This is a genomic window from Aquabacter sp. DMC10 (assembly GCF_056314145.1).
This window is the reverse complement of the sequence record NZ_JBQUYX010000004.1, coordinates 226321-243982: the sequence shown is the minus strand read 5'-3', so window position 1 is coordinate 243982 and position 17662 is coordinate 226321. Positions and strand designations below refer to the sequence as shown.

At 66.2% G+C, this 17662-nt stretch carries 17 protein-coding genes; 14 read left to right on the top strand and 3 right to left on the bottom strand.

Features of this window, described 5'->3' with window-relative positions; translation table 11 throughout:
• The first annotated feature begins 66 nt into the window (after positions 1-66).
• The 8 genes from nifK (at position 67) to ACT54L_RS12865 (ending at position 6965) form a co-directional block, all read left to right on the top strand.
• Positions 67-1605 (top strand): nitrogenase molybdenum-iron protein subunit beta, encoded by a 1539-nt coding sequence (gene nifK / locus ACT54L_RS12900; RefSeq protein WP_476085988.1) that lies wholly within the window; start codon positions 67-69, stop codon positions 1603-1605.
• Between the two features lie 142 nt (positions 1606-1747).
• Positions 1748-3268: a nitrogenase iron-molybdenum cofactor biosynthesis protein NifE gene (gene nifE / locus ACT54L_RS12895; RefSeq protein ID WP_476085987.1), complete on the top strand. Its 1521-nt coding sequence runs from the start codon at positions 1748-1750 to the stop codon at positions 3266-3268.
• A gap of 10 nt (positions 3269-3278) precedes the next feature.
• Positions 3279-4661, top strand: a complete 1383-nt coding sequence (gene nifN, locus ACT54L_RS12890) for a nitrogenase iron-molybdenum cofactor biosynthesis protein NifN (protein WP_476085986.1) — start codon at positions 3279-3281, stop codon at positions 4659-4661.
• The gene (gene nifX / locus ACT54L_RS12885) at positions 4630-5124 is read left to right on the top strand and encodes a nitrogen fixation protein NifX (RefSeq protein WP_209103570.1); all 495 of its coding nucleotides are present in this window, start codon (positions 4630-4632) and stop codon (positions 5122-5124) included. Before nifN ends, nifX begins: the two co-directional genes overlap by 32 nt.
• Before the next feature lie 17 nt (positions 5125-5141).
• Complete coding sequence (locus ACT54L_RS12880; RefSeq protein WP_476085985.1) at positions 5142-5621, top strand: NifX-associated nitrogen fixation protein; 480 nt, start codon at positions 5142-5144, stop codon at positions 5619-5621.
• A 12-nt stretch (positions 5622-5633) separates the two neighbouring features.
• Entirely contained in the window at positions 5634-5840 is a 207-nt protein-coding gene (locus tag ACT54L_RS12875) for a CCE_0567 family metalloprotein (protein WP_209103572.1), read from the top strand.
• 46 nt (positions 5841-5886) lie between these two features.
• Positions 5887-6201 (top strand): ferredoxin III, nif-specific, encoded by a 315-nt coding sequence (fdxB, locus tag ACT54L_RS12870; protein WP_476085984.1) that lies wholly within the window; start codon positions 5887-5889, stop codon positions 6199-6201.
• Positions 6202-6212: 11 nt separating this feature from the next.
• Positions 6213-6965, top strand: coding sequence for a nitrogen fixation protein NifQ (locus tag ACT54L_RS12865; protein ID WP_476085983.1), 753 nt, complete (start codon positions 6213-6215; stop codon positions 6963-6965).
• Here ACT54L_RS12865 and ACT54L_RS12860 read toward each other — a convergent pair.
• Both ACT54L_RS12860 and chpT read right to left on the bottom strand, forming a co-directional pair.
• Entirely contained in the window at positions 6937-8394 is a 1458-nt protein-coding gene (locus ACT54L_RS12860; protein WP_476085982.1) for a peptide MFS transporter, read from the bottom strand. The two genes, ACT54L_RS12865 and ACT54L_RS12860, sit on opposite strands and share 29 nt — an antisense overlap.
• Positions 8395-8606: 212 nt before the next feature.
• On the bottom strand, positions 8607-9266 hold the full coding sequence (chpT, locus tag ACT54L_RS12855; protein WP_476085981.1) for a histidine phosphotransferase ChpT: 660 nt from the start codon (positions 9264-9266) through the stop codon (positions 8607-8609).
• 282 nt (positions 9267-9548) lie between these two features.
• Between chpT and ACT54L_RS12850 the strand changes: the two genes are divergently transcribed.
• Positions 9549-10154 (top strand): DUF1134 domain-containing protein, encoded by a 606-nt coding sequence (locus ACT54L_RS12850; protein ID WP_476085980.1) that lies wholly within the window; start codon positions 9549-9551, stop codon positions 10152-10154.
• Between the two features lie 182 nt (positions 10155-10336).
• Positions 10337-11122, top strand: coding sequence for a hypothetical protein (locus tag ACT54L_RS12845; protein WP_476085979.1), 786 nt, complete (start codon positions 10337-10339; stop codon positions 11120-11122).
• 34 nt (positions 11123-11156) lie between these two features.
• Here ACT54L_RS12845 and ACT54L_RS12840 read toward each other — a convergent pair whose 3' ends face one another.
• Positions 11157-11309: a hypothetical protein gene (locus ACT54L_RS12840; RefSeq protein WP_476085978.1), complete on the bottom strand. Its 153-nt coding sequence runs from the start codon at positions 11307-11309 to the stop codon at positions 11157-11159.
• Between the two features lie 199 nt (positions 11310-11508).
• Between ACT54L_RS12840 and ACT54L_RS12835 the strand changes: the two genes are divergently transcribed.
• The 4 genes from ACT54L_RS12835 (at position 11509) to fdhF (ending at position 17575) form a co-directional block, all read left to right on the top strand.
• Positions 11509-12441: a LysR family transcriptional regulator gene (locus ACT54L_RS12835; RefSeq protein WP_476085977.1), complete on the top strand. Its 933-nt coding sequence runs from the start codon at positions 11509-11511 to the stop codon at positions 12439-12441.
• 247 nt (positions 12442-12688) lie between these two features.
• A complete protein-coding gene (locus tag ACT54L_RS12830; RefSeq protein ID WP_476085976.1) occupies positions 12689-13168 on the top strand; it encodes a formate dehydrogenase subunit gamma in 480 nt (159 codons plus the stop codon).
• Positions 13165-14727 carry a formate dehydrogenase beta subunit gene (locus tag ACT54L_RS12825; RefSeq protein WP_476085975.1) on the top strand — a complete coding sequence of 521 codons (1563 nt, stop codon included), beginning with the start codon at positions 13165-13167 and terminating at the stop codon, positions 14725-14727. Before ACT54L_RS12830 ends, ACT54L_RS12825 begins: the two co-directional genes overlap by 4 nt.
• A 10-nt stretch (positions 14728-14737) precedes the next feature.
• Positions 14738-17575 carry a formate dehydrogenase subunit alpha gene (gene fdhF / locus ACT54L_RS12820; protein ID WP_476085974.1) on the top strand — a complete coding sequence of 946 codons (2838 nt, stop codon included), beginning with the start codon at positions 14738-14740 and terminating at the stop codon, positions 17573-17575.
• The last annotated feature ends 87 nt before the right edge of the window (positions 17576-17662 follow it).

Genomic DNA, 17662 nt, shown 5'->3' with positions numbered 1-17662 from the left:
CCGTCCTAATCCCGAGCCGTGTGCCGCCGTATGGCGCGGCCACGCCGAACAGGACAGGAGTTGACCATGCCGCAATCAGCCGACCGCGTGCTCGACCACGCCCCGCTGTTCCGCGAGCCCGAATATCAGGAAATGTTCGCGCGCAAGCGGGAAGAATTCGAGTGCCCCGCGTCCAATGAATCGGTGGACGCGCAGCGCGAATATGCCAAGACCTGGGAGTATCGCGAGAAGAACCTTGCTCGCGAAGCCCTGGTCGTGAACCCCGCCAAGGCGTGTCAGCCTCTCGGCGCAGTGTTTGCCTCCGCCGGCTTCGAGAAGACCATGAGCTTCGTTCATGGCTCACAGGGCTGCGTCGCCTATTACCGCTCGCATCTGTCGCGTCACTTCAAGGAGCCGTCCTCGGCGGTCTCCTCTTCCATGACGGAAGACGCGGCGGTGTTCGGCGGCCTCAACAACATGATCGACGGCCTGGCGAACACCTATTCGCTCTACGAGCCGAAGATGATCGCGGTCTCCACCACCTGCATGGCGGAAGTCATCGGCGACGACCTTCAGTCCTTCATCACCAATGCCAAGAACAAGGGCTCGGTGCCGCAGGATTTCGACGTGCCCCACGCCCACACGCCCGCCTTCGTCGGCAGCCATGTGGACGGCTACGACAACATGATCAAGGGCATCCTCGAGCACTTCTGGAAGGACAAGGAGCGCGTCGCGGGTGAGAAGATCACCATCATTCCCGGCTTTGACGGCTTCTGCGTCGGCAATAACCGCGAGCTGAAGCGCATGCTCGACCTGATCGGCGTCGACTATACGCTGCTCCAGGACGCCTCCGACACCTATGACACGCCCTCCGACGGCGAGTTCCGCATGTATTCCGGCGGCACCACGCTGGAGGACACCGCCGATGCTCTGAACGCCAAGGCGACGCTCTCGCTGCAGAAATACTGCACCCGCAAGACGCTCGACTATGTGGCGACCAAAGGCCAGGAGGTCGTCAACTTCCACTATCCGCTCGGCATTCGGGGCACGGACGAGCTGCTGTTCAAGATTTCCGAGCTGACCGGCAAGGAGATCCCTCAGGCCCTCACCCTGGAGCGCGGCCGCCTCATCGACGCCATGGCCGACAGCCAGTCCTGGCTGCACGGCAAGAAGTACGCGATCTTCGGCGATCCGGATGTGGTCTATGGCCTCACCCGCTTCATCCTGGAGACCGGCGGCGAGCCGATCCATTGCCTGGCCACCAACGGCACCAAGCAGTGGGAAGAAGAAATGAAGGAGCTTCTCGCCTCCTCGCCCTTCGGTGCGTCGGGCCAGGTCTGGGCCGGAAAGGATTTGTGGCACCTGCGGTCGCTGCTCTTCACCGAGCCGGTCGACTTCATCCTTGGCAATTCCTACGCCAAGTATCTGGAGCGCGACACCAAGACCCCGCTCATCCGCACCGCCTTCCCGATCTTCGACCGGCATCATCATCACCGCTTCCCGGTGATGGGTTACCAGGGTGGCCTGCGCCTGCTGACGACGATCCTCGACAAGATCTTCGATACGCTGGACCAGGAAACCATCACGCCGGCCAAGACCGACTATTCGTTCGACCTGACCCGTTGAGCCCGAGGCGGGTGCGCCCGCCTCCGCACGAGACCCGTCGCCGCACAATTTCTGCCCCCCATCGCTCGCGGCGACGTTCCTTGCGCTCCCGGACATAAGGTCCGGGAGCGTCTTTCAAGTCATCAGGATCGCGCCGGAGGGCATGGCCATGCTCAAGGACAAGATCGCCGACGTCTTCAACGAGCCAGGTTGCGACAAGAACCAGGCCAAGGGCGCGAAAGAGCGCAAGAAGGGTTGCTCGAAACCCTTGACGCCCGGCGCGGCCGCTGGCGGTTGCGCGTTCGACGGCGCGAAGATCGTGCTCCAGCCCATCACCGATGTGGCGCATCTCATCCATGCCCCGCTCGCCTGCGAAGGCAACAGCTGGGACAATCGCGGCGCCGGCTCCTCGGGCTCCGACCTTTGGCGGCGCTCCTTCACCACGGACCTCACCGAGCTCGACGTGGTGATGGGCAATGGCGAGAAGAAACTCTACAAGGCCGTGCGCGAGATCGCGCAGCGCTTCAATCCCCCCGCCATCTTCGTCTATTCCACCTGCGTCACGGCGCTGATCGGAGACGACATCGAGGCGGTGTGCAAGGCGGCCTCGGCCAAATATGGCTTGCCCGTCGTGCCGGTGAACGCGCCGGGCTTCGTGGGCTCGAAGAATCTCGGCAACAAGCTCGCCGGCGAGTCCCTGCTCGACCATGTGATCGGCACGGTGGAGCCGGACGATGCCGGCCCCCTGGACATCAATATTCTCGGCGAATTCAATCTTTCCGGCGAGTTCTGGGCGGTGAAGCCGCTGTTCGAGAAGCTCGGCATCCGCATCCGCGCCTGCATTCCCGGCGACGCGCGCTATCACGAAGTGGCCGCCGCCCACACCGCGCGGGCCACCATGATGGAATGCTCCACCGCGCTCATCAATCTCGCCCGCAAGATGGAAGAGCGTTGGGGTATCCCCTTCTTCGAGGGCTCGTTCTACGGCATTTCCGATACCTCGGAAGCCCTGCGCCAGACCGCGCGCCTCCTGGTGCAGCGGGGCGCCGATGCGGCCATTCTGGAGCGCACCGAAGCCCTGATCGCGCAGGAAGAAGCCCGGGCCTGGGCGCGGCTGGAGGCGTTCCGTCCCCGCCTGCAGGGCAAGCGGGTGCTGCTCAACACCGGGGGCGTGAAGTCCTGGTCGGTGGTGGCCGCCTTGATGGAGATCGGCATCGAGATCGTCGGTACGTCGGTCAAGAAGTCGACGCTCGAGGACAAGGAGCGCATCAAGCAGCTCCTGAAAGACGAGAACCACATGTTCGACAGCATGGCGCCGCGGGATCTCTACGCGATGCTCGCGTCCAACAAGGCCGACATCATGCTTTCCGGCGGGCGCACCCAATTCATTGCGCTGAAAGCCAAGATGCCCTGGCTCGACATCAACCAGGAGCGCCATTTCCCCTATGCCGGCTATGACGGCATGGTGGAACTGGTGAAGCGCATCGACATCGCCATCTCCAATCCCATGTGGGCCGAGGTGCGCGAGCCCGCCCCCTGGGATGCGCAGGGCAACCTCTTGTCCGGCCCGGGTGGCCCTGTGGGCGAGGGGTTGGGCGACGGCGGTGGCGAGGATCCCCATTTCCTCGCCCACACCCGCAAGAAGTTCGCCGGCGCCGGTGCCGACGACCTGGCCGAATGCTGAGGGCGCCGCCATGACAAACGTCACGCCCCTCCTGAAGGCCGCCGCCATCAACCCCTTGAAGTCGTCCCAGCCTCTGGGCGCCGCGCTCGCCTATCTCGGCGTCGACGGCGCCATGCCGCTGTTCCACGGCTCGCAGGGCTGCACGTCCTTCGCGCTCGTCCTGCTGGTGCGCCACTTCAAGGAGACCATCCCGCTCCAGACCACCGCCATGGACGAGGTGGCGACCGTGCTGGGCGGGGCCGATCATCTGGAAGAGGCCATCCTCAACCTGAAGACCCGCACCAAGCCGAGCCTCATCGGGGTCTGCACCACCGCATTGGTTGAGACGCGCGGCGAGGATTTCGCCAGCGATCTCAAACTCATCCGCGCGCGCAACGCTGAGGCGCTCCAGGGCACCGAGGTGGTGCTGGCCCAGACCCCCGATTTCGAGGGCGCCATGGAGGAAGGCTGGTCCAAGGCCGTCCTGTCCATGGTCGAGGCCCTGGTGCCGCACAATGCGGACCGGGTGGTCAGCCTGAACCAGGTGAACGTCCTGCCCGGCTGGCACCACACGGTGGCGGACCTGGAATATATCCGGGAGACCGTGGAGGCCTTCGGGCTCGATCCCATCATCCTGCCGGACATTTCCGGCTCGCTGGACGGCACGGTGCCCGACCGCTGGGTGCCCACGGCCTATGGCGGCACGCTGGTGCCCGACATCCGCGCCATGGGCCGCTCGGTGCACACCATCGTGCTGGCCGAACATGTGCGCGGTGCGGCGGCGGCCATCGAGGAACGGGCGGGTGTTCCCTTCACGCTGTTCGAGACCCTGACGGGGCTGAAGCCGGCGGACCGTTTCATAAGCCTGCTCGCCCAGCTTTCCGGCCGGCCCGTTCCCGCCAAGCTCCGGCGCCAGCGCAGCCAGCTCCAGGACGCCTTGCTGGACGGTCACTTCCATTTCGGTGGCCAGAAGATCGCTATCGCCGCCGAGCCGGACCTGCTGTTCGCGCTCTCCACCTTCTTCGTCGGTCTCGGCGCCACGGTGGAGGTGGCGGTCACCACCACGGGCGCCAATCCCATCCTGCGCAAGGTGCCCACAGCCGAGGTGCTGGTTGGCGATCTTCAGGACCTGGAAGACCGGGCGGCGGGCTGCGATCTTCTCGTCACCCACAGCCATGGCCGCCAGGCCTCCGAACGCCTCGCCATTCCGCTCATGCGGGCGGGCTTTCCCATCTTCGACCGGCTCGGCAGCCAGCACCGCCTGACCATCGGCCACGAAGGCACGCGGAACCTCATCTTCGAGGTGTCCAACATCTTCCAGGCCAGCCGGCACGAGCCGACCCCCCAATCCCTCAACCCGTTCCGTGATCGCGGAGAGACCGATGACAGCCACGCGCAGACTGCGGCTCGTTGAGACCGAAGAGGCGGCCGCCCCGCGCACGGGGCCGGCCGTCCGGGTCGCCATCGCCACCCAGGACATGAAGGGCCTGAACGCCCATTTCGGCTCGGCCAAGAAGTTCGCCGTCTATGACGTGACGGTGGATGGCTGGTCCTTCGTGGAAACCGTGGCGTTCGACCAGGTCTCGGACGAAGGCGGCAAGCACCAGACCGACGGCGACGACAAGATCACGCCCAAGGTGGAGGCGCTGCGCGGCTGCCACCTCCTGTTCTGCCTCGCCATTGGCGGACCGTCCGCAGCCAAGGTGGTCACCGCCAAGATCCACCCCATCAAGATCGCCCAGGCCCAGCCCATCGACGTGGTGCTGGAGCGCACCCGCGAGATGCTGGCCGGCTCGCCGCCGCCCTGGCTGCGCAAGGTGCTGGCGGAAGCGGGCGCCGTCGCACCCAAGCCCTCTTTCATCGACGACGAAGACTGACCATCGAGGAGCATGCCATGACCGACGCCGCTGTGCTTGAAGGGGTCGACGCCGATGGCGCGGCCCTCGCCACGCCCTTCCTGAAATCCCTGGTGCGCCTGATGCGCGCCCAGGACACCTATGGCAGCTGGGAGGGGCGCTCGGACGCCCTGCTGCTGAAGGACTTCATCCTCACCAAGGAACAGCGCCGGCAGATCCCCATCATGGGCGATCCCGACCCGGAAGTGCTGTGGCGGGTGGAGATGTTCTACACCGCCGTCGGCCTCGCCATCGAGGCGGAGACCGGCCTCATCGCCAGCCCCATGATGAAGATGAGCCACGAGGGCTTCGGCCGCGTGCTCCTCACCGCCGGCAAGCTGGTGGTGCTCTCCAAGCACCTGCGCGACGTGCACCGCTTCGGCTTCGAGACCCTGTCCAAGCTGGCGGAGGCCGGCTCCAAGGCCCTCGCCGACGCGGTGGACGCCATCAACACCTATCCCGAAGTCGCCCGCATCTGAGAGGAGGCTGAAATGTCCGACGTCGACACCCTGAAGGCGGAGATCAAGAAGCTCTCCTCCAAGTCCGTCACCTGGAAGATGAACCTGCACGACCTGTCCGAGGACCTGCCCACCAACTGGCAGAACATCCTCGAAGTCGCGCAGGAAACCTACGCCACCTTCAAGGCGCTGGACGAGGCCCGCAAGGCCCTCAAAGCGCTGGAATCCCAGGCCGCCTGAACGGCGGCGAACCCGCAACGAGGCCTAGCCAGCAAGGGGATCAGCCATGGCCTATACGACGCGCGACGGCAGCGCCTGGACGCCGGACTATCTGGTCGCCATCGACGAGACCACCTGCATCGGCTGCGGCCGCTGCTACAAGGTGTGCTCGCGGGATGTCATGCATCTGTGGGGCGTGGGCGAGGAAAACGCCATGCTCGGCAAGGTGGATGAGGACGAGGACGACGATTTCGACGGCGAGCTGGTTCGCAAGGTGATGGTGGTGGACAATGCGGGAGCCTGCATCGGCTGCGGCGCCTGCTCCCGCGTCTGCCCCAAGAACTGCCAGACCCACGTCACCGCCGACAAGATCGCGGCCTGAGGGAGGCGTAGATGGGCCTCTCCCACCGTCCCCCCTCTTCCGCCGCCATTTACGGCGCGCTGATGGCCGCCCACGAGGCCGGGGCCGCGCTGGAGCCGTGCAGGCGGGAGGAGCGGCGTGGGAGTATAGCTGACCGCAAGGCGGACGAGCCGGCCGGCCTGGATCTGGGGTTCGACGCGCACATCTTCGCGTCCATCATCGCCATCGCCGCCGCCGAGGCGGATGCGGAGGATCACCCCCTTGCCCGGCATCTCGGCGTCGGCAGCCAGGATCTTGAAGACGTCTTTGCACGCTATTTCTCTCCCCGCGCCTTCCTCGCCCTCGCCGTGCCCATCGGCGAAGGCGAGGCGGGCGAAGAGGAGGAGATGCTCGCGGAGTTGCTGCGCCAGCACGCGCGAACGCCTGAAGGGCGTATCCTGGCGGGCATGATCGCGCGCCGGGCCATGGAGCCGGATCACCTGTGGCAGGATCTCGGCCTCGGCAATCGCGGCGAGCTCTCCCGCCTGCTCGGCCGGCACTTCCCGGTGCTGGCGGCCGGCAATGTGCGCAACATGAAGTGGAAGAAGTACTTCTACCGCCGCCTTTGCGAGGCGGAGGGCTTCGTCCTGTGTTCCGCGCCCTCTTGCCGGGATTGCTCCGACTTCGAGGCCTGCTTCGGTGACGAGAGCGGCGAGAGCCGCCTCGCCCAGCGCCGACGCGCGGTGCAGCTCAACCCGCTGCCGTCCGCCGAATTCCTCAATGGTGCGCCTGAAGCCGTCGCATGACAGGCAGCAGCACCAGAAACACCGCCGCCGCCCCAAATCCCAGAAGCGCCACCTTCACGTAGACGTCGGCGCAGGCGGCCGCATAGGTGGCAATGTTGGCCGTCGCCCCTTCCGGCACCGTAGCGAGCGTTCCGATCCAGCCGGCGGCATAGGCGCCGAAGGAGGTGGAGAGGAACCAGGCGCCATACATCAGGCCAGTGAGGGAGGGCGGGGAGAGCGCCGAGACCATGGCAAGACCCACCGGCGAGAGGCACAATTCCCCGCACGTGAGCAGGAAGATGGCGCCCGCCACCCACAGGAGCGAGGCCGCCTGGCCCGACGAGGCCGAATAGGCCGCCCCCGCCACCAGCGCGAAACAGCCACCGGCGAACAGCAGGCCGAGGAAGAACTTCACGCCCGTGGAGATCGGCTTGCCACGCGCGGCGAAGGCCGCCCAGATGCGGGCGAAAATGGGCGCCAGCACAAGGATCATGAAGGGGTTGAACGAGGTGAACATGGCGGATGGCATCTCGAAGCCCAGCACATGCCGGTCGATGGCCCGGTCCACCAGCAGCAGCAGAGGCCCATCCTTCTGTTTGTACAGCGCCCAGAAGAAGCTGGCGAACAGCACATAGATGAGGATGGCCACCAGGTGGCGGCGATATTCCGGCTCCGAGGTGAAGGCGCGATAAACCACATAGGCATAGGTCAGCCCGCCGCCCACCAGCATCATCAGCTTTGCGCCATCCGGCTCGGCGAGGAGATAGGTGAGGATGGGAACGGCGACGAGCGCCCCGATGATGGTCGGCAGGATGAGGCGCGGCCGCGGGCACTCCAGCGTCTTGGCAGCATAATGGCGCGTGCCCGTGACGAACACCACCAGGCCGAACGCCATGCCCACCGCGGCGAGGCCGAAGCCCAGGTGCCAGTCCACCTGCTGGCCCACATAGCCGACAATCAAGGTGGCCAGCAGCGAGCCCACATTGATGCCCATGTAGAAGATGGTGAAGCCGCCGTCCCGCCGGGGGTCGTCCTCGCCATAGAGTTGGCCCACCACCGCCGAGACCGAGGACTTGAAGAAGCCCGTGCCCACCACCACGAAGGCCATGCCGGCGAACATGGAGAGCGCGCCGAAAGGCAGCGCCAGGACGATATGGCCGATCATGATGATGACGCCGCCAACGATCACCGCCCAGCGAAAGCCCAGAACGCGGTCCGCCAAGGCGCCGCCGGCAATGGGGGTCAGGAAGACGAAGGCGGCATAGGCGCCGTAGGTGAGGCTGGCGCGCGCGTCGGTAAAGCCCAGCACCTTGCTCATATAGAGCACGATCAGGGCCTGCATGCCGTAGAAGCTGAACCGCTCCCACATCTCGGCCAGGAACAGGAAGGCCAGGCCCTTGGGTTGACGAACCCGCGCCTCGCCTGCGTCGGCGACCCCCGCGACACTCATGATGCCCCTCATTCCCGCCCGTCGTGCGCGGGCACCGCGCGGGGTGCGTTCACCGCCCCTCCGCTCCTCACCGCCCTCATCCTCCCCGCAAGTCTTGCGGGGCAGGTAAGGACGTGCCTTGTAAATTCGGGCGCGGGAAGACCGCCTGTCAATCGCGATCGATCAACAGTTTCGCCTCGAGCAGAAGCACTTGGTTAAGGGCGAGCAGCCGATCAGGCGGCGAAGGCCGTCAGCGTCACGCGTTCCCCCTCGATGGCAAAGCTCACGGTGATGCCGCAATCGCGCGCCAGGAGGCCAGCATAGAAGGGCTGCACCGCATGGGCGTCGAGTCCACCCTCGGGCGCCTCGCCCGCAAGGAGGGGAGGCACCGCATGGGGAATGCGCGCGCTCACACCCTCGGTGGTGAGGACAAAACCCGCGGCAATGCCACCCGGGGCGGCATCCACCTTGATGAGGCCGCCACGCGGGATGGTGGTACCGGCCAGCAAGGCCAGATTGAGGAGCAGCTTGACCCGGTTCTTGGGCTGGAACTCGCGCGGCAGGCTCCATTCGATGCGGGTGCGCGCATCCTCCATCATCCCGCGCACCACATTCTCGGCGTCGCCGAGGTCGATGGTGGCGCCGGCAGAGCCGGCCGCGCCGAAGGCGAGCCGGGTGAATTGCAGCCGCGCCGAGGCCTGGCGCGCGCTCTTGGCGATCAATTCCAGGGCGACGTCGCGCATATCGGCGGAATCGTCGTCCTCCAGCACCTCAAGGCCGTTCACGATGGCGCCGACAGGGCTGATGACGTCATGGCACACGCGGGAACACAGCAAGGCGGCCAGGTCCAGCGCGGAAACGGCGAAGGTCACGGGGGCGTCGGAGGCAGGCATGGGGAGTCCGGCAGAGTTCCAGTCCATGGACGAGGCACACCGGCATGCGGCCTTCAGGCGCACGCCCGCACGCACCGCGGCGAAAGCGTGAGGTCTGATAAACCTCCCCCCGCCCTTCCACAAGCGCAGCAGGGCGAACAGGTTCCGTTAACCCCCAAGGCCCATGCTGTTGCTTAACGGGGCGGAAGCGCGCGCCTATGCGCCACGCCTTCTCCGCGTCACACTGTGCGGACAAGGTCCGCTGCCGATTCGCGTCTGCCCGAAGCCCATCGCGAGAGATCCATGCCCTTCCTGACCTCCGCCGTCGCCCGCTTCGCCGCCGCCGTCCTCCTCCTGGCCACCTGCGCCGCGGGCGCTCATGCGCAGCAACCGCCACCGGCGGCGGCGGCGCCCCGGCAGCAACCCGCGCCCTATTCCACCAATGAACTGGTGAGCAAAGGCCATTCCTTCTTCGGCACGGTGTCGAAGGACTTGGCCCTGGCCATCGAGAAGGCGGTTGGCCAGTGGGGCCAGCCCAATGGCTATATTCTCGGCCAGGAGGGATCTGGCGCCTTCGTGGGAGGCCTGCGCTATGGCGAGGGCGTGCTCTACACCCGCAATGCCGGCGATCTGAAGGTCTTCTGGCAAGGCCCGTCGCTGGGCTGGGATTTCGGCGGGGACGGCGCCCGCACCATGATCCTGGTGTACAACCTGCGGACCGTTGAGGACATTTTCCGGCGCTTCGGCGGTGTCTCGGGCTCGGCCTATCTGGTGGCCGGCTTCGGCATGACGGCACTGACGGCGGACAATATCGTTGTGGTTCCCATCCGCTCGGGCGTCGGAGTGCGCCTTGGCGCCAACCTCGGCTATCTGAAATTCACCCCCACCGCTACCTGGAACCCCTTCTGACCCACAGGGCCGGGGCTGCGGATGCGACTGGCACGCAGGCCGGCGGCAGCGTATGAAGAAGCGTGCGTGAACCACCCCCGCCCAGGCCTTACGGCCTCAGGAACGGGCGTGGGCGCAAGGTTGCGGCAGGCGGGGGCGGCGGGGGCCAGCTCTTCCTGCCCGTATGAAGGCATAGGTTCCGCGTGATCGAGCAGATCATGTTTTTCGTGCTCGGCGTCCTGGTGGCGACGCTCGTGGCTCTCATGGTCCTGCCCGCCATCTGGCATCGGGCGGTGCGCCTGACCACGCGGCGCATCGAAGCCGCGGTACCGACCTCCATCTTTGAAATCCATGCGGACAAGGACCTTCAGCGGGCCGGCTTCGCCCTGAACCAGCGTCGGCTTGAAATCCAGATCGAGACGTTGCGCGACGAGCTCATGCGGGACGCTCGCATCCTGGAAGAGCACCGCCTCGCGGCGGTCGATCTCGGCCACCAGCTGGCTGCCCGAACGCAGGACATTGCCACCCTGACAGCGGAACGGGACGATCTCGCCGCGCGCCTGGCACAAACGGAACGCACGCTGGAAGATCGGGTCGCGGCGCTGGCGGAAACCTCCATCGCGCTCGCCGCGCGGGAGGCGGATGTGCAGGACAGACAGACCGCGCTCTCGGCTGCGCGCCAAGCTCTGTCCGCAGAGGAAGGCCGCACGGCATCGCTCGCGGCCGCCCTCGCGGAGCGGGAGAAGGAACTGGCAGTCGCGCGCGCCGAGGCTGCCACCCGGGCGGAGGATGTGTCCCTCGTGCGCCAGCGCCTGGCCGACATCGCAGAGCGGATCGCCCGCTCGGGGCCAACGGCCGGCGAGGACGCCCGCTTCCAGGGTCACGCGCAGGATTTAGGACGCGAGCCGCTTGTGGACGGGGGCGCCCCGGCGACCGCCGTGCCGGACCGACCCGACGTGCCGGCGCCTCACCAGGCCGCCGCCTCTTGAGAAGAGATGCGGCTCCCGCTCTGATACCAATCCCTCACGCGAACAGGGCGGGTCCGGTATAGCGCGGGGCGTCCGGCGCCTTTTGGGGCGCAAGGCCCGACCCCGGCGCCACAACGGCAGTGGCGGACGCGGTCATCAGAACCGCCATCATCGAGATCACCACGAGGCCACGTGCAATCACAGGCATGGCACAACTCCCCAAGAGCGGCGTCCCAAGCTTCGCTTTGCCCTTGCCTCCTGCCGCAGGGAGGCGTCTGACAGGAGAACGGTTTCTTAACCGTGAGGTTCCGGCCGCGCGATTGCGACGCGCGCATTTGTGAACAGTGCCTTGGGGCGGAGCAAACAGGGTGAAGCGGATCGGGTCACCCGAGCCGGCGGAGAGGGACATGATCGACAAGCTGGAATATCTCATCGCCCTCGCCCGCGAGCGGCATTTCGGACGCGCCGCAGAGGCCTGCGGGGTGACACAGCCCACGCTATCGGCCGGCATCAAGCAATTGGAGGACACGCTTGGCGTGCTCCTGGTGCAGCGCGGCTCCCGCTTTATGGGCTTCACGCCGGAAGGAGAGCGGACGCTGGAATGGGCGCGGCGCATCGTGGCCGATTCCCGCGCCATGCGTCAGGACATCGATGCCCTCAAGCGCGGCCTCTCCGGCCCGCTGCGCATCGCCGCAATCCCCACCGCCCTGCCCATGGTGGCGGCGCTCACCACCCCCTTCCGCGCCCGGCACCCCGACGTGCGCTTCACCATCATCTCCCGCACCTCCATCGAGATCCTCAACCACCTGGAGAATCTGGAGATCGATGCGGGCCTGACCTATCTGGACAACGAACCGCTCGGCCGGGTGAACACCGTTCCGCTCTATCGGGAGCGCTATCGCCTCGTCACGTCGCCCAAGGCCAAATATGGCGACCGGGAGCAGGTGACCTGGGCCGAGGTGGCGGAATTGCCGCTCTGCCTGCTGACACCGGACATGCAGAACCGGCGCATCGTGGATGGGCTTCTCTCCGCATCCGGCGGGCCGCCCAAGCCCTCGCTCGAATCCAATTCCATGATCGTGCTGTTCACCCATGTGCGCACAGGCCATTGGGCGAGCGTGATGCCGGCCATGCTGGCCGACTCCCTGGGTCTGACGTCCATCGTGCGGTCGATTCCCATCATGGAGCCAGAAATCACCCATTCCATCGGCCTGGTGGTGCCCCATCGCGAGCCAACCACACCGCTCACCGCTGCCCTGGTGGCGGAGGCCCGGCGCATCGCCCCGCGCCTGGAGGCCGCCGTCCTACCGGACCCCGCCCTCGCCGCGCTGCAGCAATAGGGTAACGGCGCCGCTCCTGCGGAGACATAGAGAAGCGCGATTGATATACAAAATTTCAGACGATTTTCGCGCTTTCGCCGCACCTGAACGCCTTTAGCGGCGGCGATAAATATTATAATACCTCCATTTTCAATAGGCATGTTCTATCGCAACATCCCACAGGCCGCTTGATTGGAGTTGTTCTTGTGAGACACTCCTTCGAACGATCTCAAAAAAGTGGCCGCGTCATGTGGCCGGGGGAGAGAGCATGCCGACGGCCGGCTACGAACCGTGGAGCGCGGAACGCGCCTCCCAGATCATCGCATCCCACCAGCATATGGCGGGCGCGACCATGCCCATCCTGCACGCCATCCAGGAGGCCTTCGGCTTCGTGCCGGATCCGGTGGTGCCGATGATCGCCGAGACGCTGAACCTGTCCCGGGCGGAAGTGTATGGCGTCGTCACCTTCTATCATGACTTCCGCCGCGAGCCCCCGGGCCGCCATGTCATCAAGCTGTGTGCCGCCGAGGCCTGCCAGGCCATGGGCTGCCAGGGCCTGGCTGACTATGCCGAGGAGAAGCTCGGCATCCAGATGGGGGAGACCACGCCGGACGGGCGGGTGACGCTGGAGCCCATCTACTGCCTCGGCCTGTGTGCCTGCGCCCCTTCCGCTTTGATCGACGGCCGCCTCGTCGGGCGCCTGGATCGCGAGACCATCGACGAACTGGTTGCGGAGGCCGGCCGATGAGCGTGGTTCGCATTTACGTCCCCAACGACGCCGCGGCGGTGGCCTGCGGCGCGGACCGGGTCGCCCATGCCTTTGCCGACGCCTTTGCGGCCCGTGGAACGCTGGTGGACATCGTCCGCAACGGCTCGCGCGGCCTGTTCTGGCTGGAGCCTTTGGTGGAGGTGGAGACGCCCGCCGGCCGTGTCGGCTATGGCCCGGTGAAGGCATCCGACGTGGAGGGCCTGCTCGCCGCCGGCATGCTGGATGGCCACCCCCATCCTTTGTGCGTCGGCCTGGTGGAGGAGATCCCCTATCTGAAGCGGCAGACGCGGCTCACCTTCGCCCGCTGCGGCATCATAGATCCCCTCTCGCTCACCGATTATCGCGCCCATAGCGGCTATAAGGGCCTGGAGCGGGCACTCACCCTGGGCCCGGCGGCCATCGTGGAAGAAGTGTTCCAGAGCGGCCTGCGCGGCCGCGGCGGCGCGGGCTTCCCCACGGGCATCAAGTGGCGGACGGTCGCGGCCACGAAGGCGGACCAGAAATACATCGTCTGTAATGCGGATGAGGGCGATAGCGGCACCTTCGCCGACCGCCTCATCATGGAAGCGGACCCCTTCTGCATCATCGAGGGCATGACCATCGCCGGCATCGCGGTGGGGGCGACCAAGGGCTACGTCTATTGCCGCTCGGAATATCCCCTCTCCATCCTGGTGATGGAGAAGGCCATCACCAAGGCGCGCCAGGCCGGCCTGCTCGGCAAGAACATCGCCGGCTCGTCCTATGACTTCGACCTGGAAATGCGCATGGGCGCCGGCGCCTATGTGTGCGGCGAGGAAACCGCGCTGCTCGACAGCCTGGAAGGCAAGCGGGGCGTGGTGCGCGCCAAGCCCCCGCTGCCGGCGCTCAAGGGTCTGTTCGGCAAGCCCACCGTCATCAACAACCTGATCTCGCTGGCCACCGTCCCGGTCATCCTGGAGAAGGGCGGGAATTTCTATCGCGACTTCGGCATGGGCCGCTCGCGGGGCACCATGCCCATCCAGCTCGCCGGCAACATCAAGTATGGCGGCCTGTTCGAGACCGCGTTCGGCATCTCGCTGGGCGAATTGGTGAATGACATTGGCGGCGGCACCGCGTCCGGCCGTCCGGTCAAGGCGGTGCAGGCGGGCGGCCCGCTCGGCGCCTATCTGCCGGTCTCCCAGTTCGACACGCCGTTCGACTATGAGGCGTTCGCGGCCAAGGACGCCCTCATCGGCCATGGCGGCATCGTGGTGTTCGACGACACGGTGGACATGGCCCACATGGCGCGCTTCGCCATGGAATTCTGCGCCCACGAAAGCTGCGGCAAGTGCACGCCCTGCCGCATCGGCTCCACGCGCGGCGTGGAGACTCTGGACAAGATCATCGCCGGCCAGCGGCGCGAGTCCAATCTCGCCATCCTCACCGACCTTTGCCAGACCATGAAGCTTGGTTCGCTGTGCGCGCTGGGTGGCTTCACGCCCTATCCGGTCATCAGCGCACTGACCCACTTCCCCGAAGATTTCGGCGCGGCGCCCAAGCTGCCCGCAGCCGCCGAATAGGAGGAACGCCATGTCCCTCGTTCATGAAATCGACTACGGCACCCCGGCCTCCAAGTCGGAGAAGCTCGTCTCCCTCGTCATTGACGGCATGAAGGTGGAGGTGCCCGAGGGCACGTCCATCATGCGCGCCGCCATGGAGGTGGGGAACCAGATCCCCAAGCTCTGCGCCACCGACATGCTGGACGCTTTTGGCTCCTGCCGGTTGTGCCTGGTGGAGATCGAAGGCCGCGCCGGCACGCCCGCCTCCTGCACCACCCCGGTGATGGACGGCATGGTGGTGAAGACACAGACCGAGCGGCTGAAGCAGATCCGCAAGGGGGTGATGGAGCTCTACATCTCCGACCACCCGCTGGACTGCCTAACCTGCTCGGCCAATGGCGATTGCGAATTGCAGGACATGGCTGGCGTCGTCGGCCTGCGTGAAGTGCGCTACGGCTATGAAGGCGAGAACCACACCAAGCTCGGCAAGGACGAGTCCAACCCCTATTTCACCTACGAGCAGTCCAAGTGCATCGTCTGCAATCGCTGCGTCCGCGCCTGCGAGGAAGTGCAGGGGACGTTTGCGCTGACCATTTCCGGCCGCGGCTTCGGCTCGCGCGTATCGCCGGGCATGGACGAGCCGTTTTTGTCCTCAGAGTGCGTGTCCTGCGGCGCCTGCGTGCAGGCCTGCCCGACCGCGACGCTCAATGAAAAGGCCATGTTCGAGATCGGCACCCCCGAGCATTCGGTGGTGACCACCTGCGCCTATTGCGGCGTGGGCTGCGCCTTCAAGGCCGAGATGCGCGGCGACGAACTAGTCCGCATGGTGCCTTACAAGGACGGCAAGGCGAACCGGGGCCATAGCTGCGTGAAGGGCCGCTTCGCCTATGGCTATGCCACCCACAAGGACCGCATCCTCAAGCCCATGATCCGCGCCTCCATCCACGAGCCGTGGCGGGAAGTCAGCTACGAGGAGGCGATCAACTACGCCGCCTCTGAGTTCAAGCGCATCCAGGCGAAATATGGCCGCCGCTCCGTGGGTGGCATCACCTCCTCGCGCTGCACCAATGAGGAGACCTATCTCGTCCAGAAGCTGATCCGCGGCGCCTTCGGTAACAACAACGTGGACACCTGCGCCCGCGTCTGCCACTCGCCCACCGGCTATGGCCTTTCCCAGACCTATGGCACCTCGGCGGGCACGCAGGACTTCGATTCCATCGAGGCCACGGACGTGGTGCTCATTATCGGCGCCAATCCCACGGACGGCCATCCGGTGTTCGGCTCGCGCCTTAAGAAGCGGCTGCGCCAGGGCGCCAAGCTCATCGTGGTGGACCCCCGCCGCACCGACATCGTCCGCTCGCCCCATGTGGAGGCGGCCTACCACCTGCCCCTGCGCCCCGGCACCAATGTGGCCATCGTCACCGCGCTCGCCCATGTGGTGGTGACCGAGGGCCTGGTGAACGAAGCCTTCGTGCGCGAGCGCTGCGACTGGGACGACTTCCAGGAATGGGCGGCCTTCGTCGCCGATCCCCGGCACAGCCCGGAAGAGGTGGAAAAGTACACCGGCGTGAAGGCCGCGGACGTGCGCGGCGCCGCCCGCCTCTATGCCACCGGCGGCAACGGGGCCATCTATTATGGCCTCGGCGTCACCGAGCATTCCCAGGGCTCCACCACGGTGATGGCGATCGCCAACCTCGCCATGGCCACTGGCAATATCGGCCGCGATGGCGTGGGCGTGAACCCGCTGCGGGGCCAGAACAATGTGCAGGGCTCCTGCGACATGGGCTCGTTCCCCCACGAGCTGCCGGGCTATCGCCACATCTCGGACGACGCCACCCGCGCCTCCTTCGAGGCGCTGTGGGGCGTGACGCTGGATGACGAGCCGGGCCTGCGCATCCCCAACATGTTCGACGCGGCGGTGGATGGCACCTTCAAGGGCATGTATGTGCAGGGCGAGGACATCCTCCAGTCCGACCCCGACACCAAGCATGTGTCCGCCGGCCTTGGCGCGCTGGAATGCCTGGTGGTTCAGGACATCTTCCTGAACGAGACCGCCAACTACGCCCATGTCTTCCTGCCGGGCTGCACCTTCCTGGAGAAGGACGGCACCTTCACCAATGCGGAACGCCGCATCCAGCGGGTTCGCAAGGTGATGGCGCCCAAGAACGGCTATGCGGACTGGGAAGTCACCATCATGCTCGCCAAGGCGCTGGGCTATGAGATGGACTATGCCCATCCCAGCGAGATTATGGACGAGATCGCCCGGCTGACGCCCACCTTCACGGGCGTGTCGTACAAGAAGCTGGACGAGATGGGCTCGGTGCAGTGGCCCTGCAACGAGAAGGCGCCGGAAGGCACGCCCATCATGCATATCGGTGGCTTCGTGCGCGGCAAGGGCAAGTTCATGCTCACCGAATACGTGCCCACCGACGAGAAGACCGGGCCGCGCTTCCCGCTGCTGCTGACTACCGGACGCATTCTGAGCCAGTACAACGTGGGCGCCCAGACCCGGCGCACCGCCAACGTGGCCTGGCATGCGGAAGACGTGCTGGAGATCCACCCCCACGATGCTGAAAACCGCGGCATCCGCGATGGCGACTTCGTGCGGCTGGAAAGCCGGGCGGGCGCCACATCCCTGCGGGCGGTCATTTCCGAGCGCATTCCGGCGGGCGTGGTCTACACCACCTTCCACCATCCGGTGACCCAGGCCAATGTGGTGACCACCGAATATTCGGACTGGGCCACCAACTGCCCCGAATACAAGGTCACGGCGGTGCAGGTGGCGCCTTCCAACGGGCCGAGCCAGTGGCAGGAAGAGTATGAGAAGCTCTCCCGCGAAAGCCGCCGCATCGCCGAAGCGGCGGAGTGAGGCGGGACGGTGTCCTCATGGCCGGACCAGATGAAGCGGGACCGGGCCCTTGCCCGACTCCGCTTGAAGTTGGCGGGCGGGCGCACG